Genomic DNA, 1,293 nt, shown 5'->3' on the forward strand with positions numbered 1-1,293 from the left:
ATGATTTTAAAGAATTAAGTTTAAAAGCATTAAATATTAAAAAATGAATTGATGAAAATGGACAAGAATTAGCAGAATTTATATACAGACATCGTAATCAATATAATACGACTGGTTATAAAGATGTGCATTTAAAAGATATTCCATCAACATTAACTAAAATTGATATTGTTTTTAAAGAACCATTAGATCCAGTTAAAGAATTTAAAGATGCTTTAAATCGTATTCATACTAATATTATTAATTTTGAAAAATCAATTGAAAATCATAAAATTCAAATTAAAAATAATATTAATCAAGTGCGAATTCAAAAGCAAAATGAGTTTTTAAAAGAACAAGAATTAAAAAAACAAGAATTAATTGAAAAAGCAAATAGTTTAACACCAGATATGGGTCTTGATATAGACCAAATTCAAGATGAACAAGTTCGTGTAATGGAAGAAATTGTGCAAATTGATAAATCATTAGAACCAAAACAATTAAAAAAAGTTGGTATTAATTTAATAAAAGAAAAATTATTAATAMAAGATATTGAAATATTAGGGATTGATGATGATTTTTTAGAAAATGCTAATCAATATGAATTAAARCAATTAATTAAATATTTAATTGTTAATGAAAAGTTAGTTAAAAATACAATTAAAGCACAATGAGATACAAATACTAATAATAAAGTAGTTGGTATTAAAGGAATAAATATAAAAATTTAAAGGAGTGAAATAAAATGACAAATGAATTACAACAATATATTAAAGGTGCAATTATTAAATATGAATTAAAAGTTAATGATAAATATGTAAAAGAAAATATTTTAGCACTTGAAGAATTAAAAATGAAAAATGGACAAAGTTATATGCAATTAGTTAATACTGCTGATAATGCTAAAATAACAGCATTAGGAATTATTAAATTAAGTAATAAAGGATTAATTTTTGGTAAAGATTTTAATATTATTCCATTTAAAAATAAATTAACTACTGTTATTGATAGTAAAGTTTATTGTAAAAGAATTGAAGAAGCAGGGTATAGTCCAAGAAAAGCAATTATATTTAAAGGTGAAAAATTTGAATGAGATAGTTTAAATTCATGTCCTAAAATACATGAAATTAATTTTAATGCAAATACTAGTGATTATAATGAAATTATTGGTGCTTATGCTTTTGCAAAAGATAAAAATGGAAATTATCAAGGTATTTTATTAAGAAAAGCAGATATTGATCGTTTAAAAAATAGTAGTCCTAGTGGTAATAGTGAATATTCACCTTGAAATAAATGACCAAAAGAAATGGTTGA

At 21.4% G+C, this 1,293-nt stretch carries 2 protein-coding genes; both read left to right on the forward strand.

Going from position 1 to position 1,293, the window contains the following annotated elements; translation table 4 throughout:
- On the forward strand, positions 1-710 hold a 710-nt coding region (locus tag C6B38_RS09925; RefSeq protein ID WP_162475860.1), incomplete at its 5' end, for a hypothetical protein.
- 14 nt (positions 711-724) lie between these two features.
- The coding region (locus C6B38_RS04155) for a recombinase RecT (RefSeq protein WP_146693296.1) at positions 725-1,293 on the forward strand (569 nt) is incomplete at its 3' end.

The sequence above is a fragment of the Spiroplasma sp. ChiS genome (assembly GCF_002968355.1).
GTDB lineage: Bacteria > Bacillota_I > Bacilli_A > Mycoplasmatales > Mycoplasmataceae > Spiroplasma > Spiroplasma citri.